General features: G+C 53.6%; 8 protein-coding genes and 1 riboswitch. All 8 genes read right to left on the bottom strand.

What is annotated here, in order from left to right; all coding sequences use genetic code 11:
- Window positions 1-292: 292 nt before the first annotated feature.
- On the bottom strand, window positions 293-1,048 hold the full coding sequence (locus POG22_RS06585; RefSeq protein ID WP_498904310.1) for an ABC transporter ATP-binding protein: 756 nt from the start codon (window positions 1,046-1,048) through the stop codon (window positions 293-295).
- Between the two features lie 241 nt (window positions 1,049-1,289).
- Window positions 1,290-2,102 carry an ABC transporter permease gene (locus POG22_RS06580; RefSeq protein WP_051044254.1) on the bottom strand — a complete coding sequence of 271 codons (813 nt, stop codon included), beginning with the start codon at window positions 2,100-2,102 and terminating at the stop codon, window positions 1,290-1,292.
- A 200-nt stretch (window positions 2,103-2,302) separates the two neighbouring features.
- A complete protein-coding gene (locus POG22_RS06575; RefSeq protein WP_498904308.1) occupies window positions 2,303-3,349 on the bottom strand; it encodes an ABC transporter substrate-binding protein in 1,047 nt (348 codons plus the stop codon).
- Between the two features lie 51 nt (window positions 3,350-3,400).
- Window positions 3,401-4,114, bottom strand: a complete 714-nt coding sequence (gene hypB / locus POG22_RS06570; protein ID WP_498904306.1) for a hydrogenase nickel incorporation protein HypB — start codon at window positions 4,112-4,114, stop codon at window positions 3,401-3,403.
- Between the two features lie 123 nt (window positions 4,115-4,237).
- Window positions 4,238-4,600 carry a hydrogenase maturation nickel metallochaperone HypA gene (gene hypA, locus POG22_RS06565; protein ID WP_498904304.1) on the bottom strand — a complete coding sequence of 121 codons (363 nt, stop codon included), beginning with the start codon at window positions 4,598-4,600 and terminating at the stop codon, window positions 4,238-4,240.
- Between the two features lie 13 nt (window positions 4,601-4,613).
- A complete protein-coding gene (locus POG22_RS06560) occupies window positions 4,614-5,810 on the bottom strand; it encodes an agmatinase family protein (protein WP_498904302.1) in 1,197 nt (398 codons plus the stop codon).
- Between the two features lie 125 nt (window positions 5,811-5,935).
- A riboswitch (guanidine-I (ykkC/yxkD leader) is annotated at window positions 5,936-6,073 on the bottom strand.
- An 88-nt stretch (window positions 6,074-6,161) separates the two neighbouring features.
- On the bottom strand, window positions 6,162-7,523 hold the full coding sequence (locus POG22_RS06555; protein ID WP_498904301.1) for a peptidoglycan-binding protein: 1,362 nt from the start codon (window positions 7,521-7,523) through the stop codon (window positions 6,162-6,164).
- Between the two features lie 42 nt (window positions 7,524-7,565).
- Window positions 7,566-8,642: a DMT family transporter gene (locus POG22_RS06550; protein ID WP_498904300.1), complete on the bottom strand. Its 1,077-nt coding sequence runs from the start codon at window positions 8,640-8,642 to the stop codon at window positions 7,566-7,568.
- Between the last annotated feature and the right edge of the window lie 274 nt (window positions 8,643-8,916).

Raw genomic sequence — 8,916 nt, 5'->3', positions numbered from 1 at the left:
TGTTAGAATTGCCCTATCCTGAGCGGTACGGCAAAGGGCGGAACGAGATTCCGAACCACCTGGAGGCACGACCTCTCAGCGAAAGGGAAACCCAACCTATAAGTCCTCTGAGTCGGTTCGTACACGTCGGACTCTAGGCGAAAGAAACTAACCAAAAGCCCCACAGCGGAAACGACTTGGGGGAGCAGTCCAGCCAAAGTTCTGGCGGTTCGGCGAGAATACCGCCTGTCGGGAGGGATAAGCCCTTCTAATCAAGACACCGCCACCTCGCGGGACACAGGTGGACGAGTATTCATGATTGCGATCGCAGCGCATCCAAAATCGCCATTTCGTAATCTTGAAACTGAGGCGATCGCTTGATGTGATAGTCGCGATCGAGCGATAAATCCACGAAAACCTCTTCGCGAACTTGCCCCGGACGAGCGCTGAGAACGTAAATTCGCTGCGCCAAAAACACCGCCTCAGCGACATCGTGAGTAATCGTAAAAATGGTCGTTCCCGTGCGTTCCCACAACTCCAACATAAACTGTTGCATTGTCTCTTTCGTCTGCACGTCCAACGCCCCAAACGGTTCGTCCATCAGCAAAATTTTCGGCTGTGACGCCAACGCGCGAGCGATCGCCACCCGCTGTTTCATCCCTCCTGATAACTCCTTCGGTAAGGCTTTAGCGAACTCCATCAATCCCACTACATCGAGATAGTATTCCACCAACTGACGACGCTCGAATTTAGACGCCCCTTGCAGTTCTAAACCAAACCCCACGTTATCCGCCACCGTCATCCAGGGATACAGCGTGTACCGTTGAAACACCATCCCGCGATCGCTTCCCGGCCCCGTCACCCGTTCCCCATCCACGAGAATTTCCCCAGACGTGGGCGTTTCCAACCCCGCAATCAGCCGTAACAGCGTCGATTTTCCCGATCCCGACGCCCCTACCGCACAGACAAATTCCCCTTGTTCCACGTGTAAATTGATATCTTTCAACGCCAACAAAGAACCGCGCGGTGTTTGGAATTCTTTGTGCAGGTGATTGACTTCTAAGTGCATGGTTTTTAAGAGGTTTTAAAAACGTATTTTTAAATGAATATTTTTTGTGTTATAATATTAATTTAAATTCGCTCGAGAGCAATTTTAAAAATTAATTTTTAAGTGGTGAGTTCCGGCAGATTTAACCTTGATGCTCGAACCCAAAGAGCGATCGATGCCAGAACACACCCTACCCTTCTCGAAATCTTAAAAAGCCAATTTTCTGTGTCCTCTGTATCTGGTGTGATTAACCCTCCAAACCTCACTTCATCGCCCACTTACAAGACAGCCGTAACGTCAAACGAAATAGTAGATCGATCGCCAACCCGATCGTACCAATAACAATCAGCCCCGCGAAAATCTCATCTGTCCTCAAAAACCGCTGAGCGACGCTAATTCGCCGCCCCAACCCTTCCGTCGCCGCCACCAGTTCTGCCACGATGACCAAATTCCAAGACGCCGCCATATTGACGCGCCCCGCATCCAAAACGTTGGGAAAAACATGAGGTAAAATCACGCGAGTCAACACTTGCCAACGTCCGCCGCCGAGAGTGTACGTCGTTTCAATTAACTCCTTGGGGACGAACTTTACCGCGTCCATGACCATCAAAGTATTAAAAAACAACGTGCCGATAAAAATCAAAAGGATTTTAGGCACTTCTCCCAAGCCAAAGTATAAAATCAAAAGGGGAATAAACGCCGGGGCGGGCATATACCGTAAAATCGCGATCGCCGGTTCGGTAACGGCGCGAACGCTCTCAAAGGTTCCCATCAAAATTCCCAGCGGAATCGAGACGATCGCCGCCAGCGCAAACCCGCTCAATACCCGAAACAAACTGTAAACAATATCTTGCTGTAACGTATTTTCTGCCCACAAACGAGCGATCGAATCCAAAACCGCCCCTGGCGTCGGTAAAAACAGCGGTTTCACGATTCCCGTACTCGAGACTAACCACCACAACAAAATCGGAACGGCGATCGACACCAACATCAATTTCCACGTCAGATGTTTGGGGATTTCCTCGCGAATATTCCACAACACCGTCGGCGTTAGCGTTTGGCGAGATCGCGACATCTGCAATTCCGATGAATTGCGTTCGGACTGACGAACTTCATGACGAGCTTCAACTCTCATAACAAACCCTCCAACCTTGCGATCGATAGTTTCAACAACACAAACTCTTCAACAACACAAACTCTTCAACAACACAAACCGTCCGACACTCCCACACTCAAAAAAACGCCCTAGCCACAGGTAGTTAGAGCGCAGAAAACTTAAGAAGCGGAACCTTGCGATTCGGCGTAAGCCTTAACGAAGCGATCGTCAAATAGCATTTCCAAATCGGGTTTTTCCTGAATTAAATCGTTTTCGACGAGGAAATCACCAATCCGTTGAGCCGCATAAGACAGCGATTCCATATCGTCCCCCGGCTCGAACGCGTTCAAGTTATCTTCCAAACTAAAAATCGTCGTTCCCGCATCGTAATCGCGATATTCCTCAACACTCACCCCAGCGCGTTTTGCCATAATTTCATAGGCTTCGCTTTGGTTTTCCTCGATATAACCCAACGTGGCGAACCAACTATCCACCATCGCCTGAACCTGTTCCGGTCGTTCTTCGAGTAACTGACGAGAGACCACCAAATGGTCGGGAATCGCACCGGGGAAATCTGCCGAACTAAACAATTCCTTACTGCCTTCCCGTTCCAAGGCTTTCGTCGTGAACGGCGCAAATACCCCCACAGCGTCCACTTGTCCCGCCACGAAGGCCGCCGCCGCCGCTCCCGTTTCCAACGGCTGAATCGTCACCTCGGCGGGGTCGATTCCCGCCTCTTCCAATCCCAATAACAGCAAAAAGTGATCGACGGTTCCCTCTTCCACGGCGACCGTTTTTCCTTGCAAATCTTCGACGCTGTCAATCTCTTCGCTGACGATAATCTTGTCGTTCCCCGTAGAGTTGTCGTTGACGAGGACGATAACCTGTTCCGACCCCGCCGCCACCGAACTAATCGTGTCGTTGAGGGTTTGCGTGTTGGCGTCGAGTTGTCCGGCGGTCAACGCGTTAATCGAATCGAGGTAGCCATCGAACCAGCGCAAGTCTACCGTTGCGCCGTTCGCCTCGAACAATCCCGCCTCTTCCGTCACTTGCCAGGGAATCCAACCCGGCCACGCACTGAACCCCATCACCACAGGTTTGGCATCGTCGCCGTTGGTGGCGGTGGTTGGCGAATCGCTGGGGGTGGGACTTTGGGTGCAACTGACCGTAATCAGTACGCTGGCGAAAAACAGTCCCAGGCTGGTGAAAAAAGAGCGACGTTGCATCGAAACAGAATCTCCTACTGACGAACGGAGCAGATTAAGTTGGACTCAAAACTAACAAGAGGGTTCGAGAGCGGCAGCTTTGGCCGGTTGCTGGCGTAACGCCACCTGGAGACGCACCCAGTTAAACCAAGCGTTCAACCCTTCGCCGGTTTTGGCGGATACCGGAAAGATGGCGACGTGGGGGTTCATCTGGCGAACGTTTTCGGCGATGCGATCGATCTCGAGATCCAAATGAGGTGCTAAATCCATCTTCGTGACGAGCAGACAGTCCGCCTCTTGGAACATCACCGGATATTTCAACGGTTTGTCTTCCCCTTCCGTGACGCTGAGTAAGGCAACTTTGGCGTGTTCCCCCACTTCAAACTCCGCCGGACAGACGAGATTTCCCACGTTTTCCACAAAGACGATATCGAAATCGGCGGGTTCGTAATCGTGTTCTAAGCTGTGCATTCCACCGGCTACCATCTTGGCGTCCAGATGGCAGGAACGGCCGGTGTTGATGGCGATGACGGGAACGTCGTAACGTCGCAGTCGGTCGGCATCCAGTTCGGTGGTCATATCTCCTTCAATAACGGCGATCGCACTGTGACGGCTCAACTCCGCCAGCGTCCGTTCGAGGAGAACCGTTTTTCCAGCCCCCGGACTGCTCATGATGTTGAAGCAGGTAATACCCCAGTCGTCGAATAAAGCGCGATTGCGATCGGCCGTCGATTGATTGGCGTGGAGTAAATTCAGTTCTAGAGCGGCGTCGAATGTTTGGTGCATGGTGTTAATCAGTAAATTTTAGAAGTTGTATATTTCGGGATTTTGAGTTTAAAGCAAATCTCCCCCTCTCCCCCTCTCCCTTGCTCCCTCTCTCCCCCTCTCCCTTGCTCCCCCTCTCTCTCCTCATCCCTTCACCGTCTCAGCACACTCGAGGCGATCGATCTTCAACTCCCGACCCGACCGAATGTCTTCCATCGGCGAACCGCACTTCGGACAGGCATATTGCAAACCAATTTGTGGGCGATATTCAGCATTGCAGGGATGACAGAACGCTATCAACGGCGTTTCACGAATTTCCAGCGTCGCTCCTTCAAGGAAGGTATTGCGGGTTTGCACCTCAAAGGCGAACTGCAAACTAGCGGGTTCGACACAGGTAAACTGACCCACCGTCAGATGAACGCATCGAACGTTCGGCCGTTCCGGTTGGCTTTCCCACCAGTCCTTCACCGTCAGAATTAACGCTTTAGTCATGTCGGTTTCGTGCATGAAGAAACCTCTCTCACTGCCAGTTTGTTTCGGGGTCGGGTTGTCCGTTTTCGCAAATGTAAGACGGCCTTGCCTTGCGGGGCAATTGTCCCGACACCACCAAATGCGCCATCGTGTCGCAGATGACCCGAGTTGCCATTAACGATGTCATGTCGCTGATGTCGTAAGGCGGGGACACTTCCACCACTTCCAAACCGCAGACGGGGGCGTTTTGGACGATTTTTCCGAGGAGATACAGCGCCTCGCGGGGCAGCAGTCCGCCGGGTTCGGGCCAGCCCGTACCGGGGACGAATCCCGCATCGATGCAGTCGATATCGAAACTGATGTAAACGCAATCGGTACCGTCGAGCGCCCGTTCTAGGGCGAACTCTACGGCCGCATCCAAACCCATTTCTGTAATGTCCGTAACGGTGAGGATGTTAGTGTTGCGTTCGCGACAGACTTTTACCCCTTGCCGTGGTACTTGCCAGCCACCGATACCCAGTTGAACGAGGTTTTTGGCGGGGGCGTTTTTGATGTTGGTGGCGTGGAACCAGGGACAGGTGTGCATCCGTTCGTCGAGATCGGTTTCCTGGGTGTCCACGTGGCGATCGAAGTGGATGATGCCCACTTTGGCATCTCCGAGATGGCGACAGACGCCTCGGACGGTGGGAAAGCCGATGGAGTGGTCGCCGCCGAGGATAATGGGAAAGGCGCCGGAACTAAAGACGTGGGCGATGCCTTTGGAGATTTGATCGAAGGATTTTTCGTTGTTGGCGGGAATGGTGAAGATGTCGCCAACGTCGCAGAGGGTAATTTGTTCGCGTAAATCGACCCCCAACTCGAAGTTATAGGGGGTGTAGAGGGCGCTAATGCGGCGGATGCCCTGGGGACCGAAACGGGTTCCGGGGCGGTAGGTGGTTCCGGAATCGTGGGGAACGCCAACGATCGCCACGTCGTAGTTACCTACCAGGCGCACGTCTTCGAGATAGGGGGCTTTGAGAAAGGTGTTGATTCCGGCGTAGTGAGGGAGTTCGCCTCGCGAAAAGGTGGGGATGGTGCGATCGCGGATGCTGGCAGCGGCTTCTAAACCGTATTCGAGACCGCGATCGACTTCCTGTTGCCATCCGGTTAGGGGTAGTTGTCGTTCGCGATCGAGGGCGCGATCGGCTTCGGTTTGGGGCGGTTGTCCGCTGTCGCCAGGACGGTTAAATATGGGTTCGTCCGTCATCGTTTTGTTTCTAAGGTTTTACGGTGAATTGTCGTGTTTTTAGCGATCGCTTCGGACTTGAAAAAACACGACAAAAAAACAAGCCCAGGAAGGTTCCACCTCCTTTTAAAAAAGGAAACAGAACGACCTCCCGGGCTTTTTCCCCGCCGTGTAGCAGCTCGATAACTTCTCAGGTGTGGAGCGATCGATTGATGCTGCCTGCTTCTCTCGGACCAGACGTTTAGAGGAAGATCCTTTAAACCGGAACCCTAGAAGCGTGTATTTATCGTAAAAAACGATTGATTACTTTTGATTTTTAACACTATTAAAAAAGCTAAGCCGTAACAATAGTTACAAAGCTGCAATTTGAGTTTAGCGATCGTCCGATCGCTCCTCCGAGGGGAACGCCGTTCGCAGGCGTTGGAGTTGCGACATCGCCCACTTCGCCGTCTCTCGCACCTCCGCATCCGCATCGGTAGTACTCAGTTGTAACAACTGACTCATCTGTACGATCGAATCGTAAATGCGAGTTAAATCGCGAATCGCATTTTTGCGAACTTCCGGGCTGTCGTCTTGCAACGACAACATCAACGCCTGTTTCATCGGCTGCATCGTGCGCGTTCCGATTTCCGCCAACACCGATAAAATCAAACTGCGCTGTTGCGAGTCCGAATCCGTTAACAACGCCACGAGGGGCTGTATAGCTCGAGAATCGCCCCGCTGTCCGAGTTCCCAAATCGCTGTGCGTCGTCGTTGGGGATCGGGGTGTTGCAAATCCCGCACGAGAGCTTCCACAATGCTCATACGAGGCAGGCGGGTCACGGTGTCTACCTTGTCCCGAGACGGCGAGGGGGGCGGTGGTGTCATTGCTGCCGTTTCTGACGGTGTCGGTTCGACGTTCGCAGGTTCCCAACTGTTGGCGGCAGACGCGTCCGGTTTGGTTTGACGTTCTGGCTTAGAGGGTGGCGGTAGGCTGTCGGGGACATCGTCGAGCTTGGCGTCTGGCTCGTCCTTTGAAGACTCCACCGGCGATTCCGGGAGGGGTTCGGGGGCGGTCTCCGGGTCTTCTTCCTCTAGCCCCTCTTCGTACTCGACATCCTCGCGAAATAGCTTCAAAATCGTAAAAAACAGCAGTCCGCCGACGACGAGAACTGCCAAAAACCCCGCCCCCCAAATCAACCAAGAAAGACCGCCGCCGTCAGATTCCTCGGCTCTCTCTTCTGCCTTCGGTTCGGGCGAAGCGGCCGGTTCGGAAGACGCGTTTTCTGAAGCGGATGCATCTTCTGAGGCGGGAGCGTTTTCACGTAAAGCGGCCAGACGTTCCCAGGTAGTCGTACCGACCACCCCGTCCACGGGCAATCCTTGCGTTTCCTGAAAGTCCGCCACCATGATGTCCGTTGCGAGATCGTAAATTCCCGTCACCTCGCCTTTGTAATACCCGAGATCTTTGAGCCACTGTTGGAGCGTCGCGACTGCTTCACCTTCGTCCCCCAAGCTCAAACGGGGCAACTCAGACGGATCGGGCGTTTCCGATGGCTCGGAAGGAGAGTCTTCAGCTTGTGCCACGATCGCCCTCGGAGAAGCCCAAACCCGCTCGGCGATCGCGGAGACAGAACACAGCGTCCAACAGGTGGTACAAGTGACGAACAGGACAACCGAGCGAGTCCGGCGGAAACGACGGGTGATTGCAGAAGACAAACTATCGGGAACTGACGCCATGGAGAAAGAACGCACGTTGGGTTAAGAGTTCGTCAAATCGAGAACCCACTCTCCGACTTACGAGCGCAACACCTTCGATTCCGAATCTTCCGATGAAGACTCGCGGGGAGGAACCTCGATCGGTTCGGCTCGAGACGGGTCGAGGGTGGATTCCGACAGAGATGCAGGCGATCGGCCTTGGAGATCGGAGAACGAGGGCAGGCGATCGCGACGTTCGATGAGATAGACGCTAACGAGCGTAACACTCGCCCCGACCCACTGAACGGGAGTGAGGACTTCACCGAGGAACCAATAACCAAACAACAGCGCGAAAATCGGCGTAAAGAAGGTTAAAGAGCTGAGACTGGTTAGATTGCCTCGAGCGGCGAAGTAGAAAAACAACCCGTAGGCCACAGCACTACCGAAGACGGTTGTATAGCCCAAAGCGACCCAATCCGTCGGGGTTAACTGTTGCCAAGGCTGAGATTCGATCGCGGCGGAAATGCCCCACAGGGGCAATCCTCCTAAAATCATGTGCCATCCCGTCGCGACGACCGGATCGGCGTGTTCCGAGACTTTCGGCATCATCACCGTCCCGATCGCCATCGAGAGCGCCGCCACCAGCATCAGCCATTCCCCCTGTTGGAACACCCGATCGATGTTAACCGATGTCGCGGCAAAGTCGAGGTCGAACGCGGCGAGAAACCACTCGTCCGGCAAGCCGATCGCACTAATTCCGACCAGTCCCGTTCCCAAGCCCAACCAGCCCCAAAATCCGATGAATTCACCAAACAGCAACCAGGACAAGACCGCCACCGCCAACGGTTGCGAGTCGATCGCAACCGAACCGAGTCCAGCTCCTGTTTTCACCAATCCCGACGCTAAAAACCCCTGAAAGATAGCCCCATCGACGAGAGCGAACAGCAAAATCCACAGCCACGCTTTCACCGTTTGCGGCTGGGGCCGTTTGGCGATCGCCGCCGCAAGCAACACTAGCCCCCCGGCCGGGACGAGGCGCACTCCCGCCATAAAAAACGGCGTCGTGTGGGGAATCACCCCTTTCATAGCGACCATTGCCGTTCCCCAAAAGAAAAACGGCGCGAGTAGGAAGAACGCCTGTCCGTTCCACTGGAGACGATTGGAGTCGTGTGCCATAAGTTCCCGAGTTTCTGCCTGTATCAGTTCCGTCGAACGATATATCCTTGAAAATTTTGTCAAATCGTATATTTATGTTAAGCGATCGCCTTTTACAGTCACCAGTCACCAGTCACCAGTCGCCAGTGAAGACAGTTGACAGGGAACAGGGAACAGGTAACAGGTAACAGGGAATAGGTAACAGGTAACAGTGTTTCAGTCACCAGTTACCAGTCACCCGTGAAAACAGGGAACGGGGAACAGTGAACAGTTAATAGTTGCTCCCCCTCTCCCT

Origin of the sequence: Geitlerinema sp. CS-897 (assembly GCF_028368005.1) — a bacterium.
Lineage (GTDB): Bacteria > Cyanobacteriota > Cyanobacteriia > Cyanobacteriales > Geitlerinemataceae > Baaleninema > Baaleninema simplex.
This window is presented reverse-complemented; position numbering and strand designations above follow the sequence as displayed.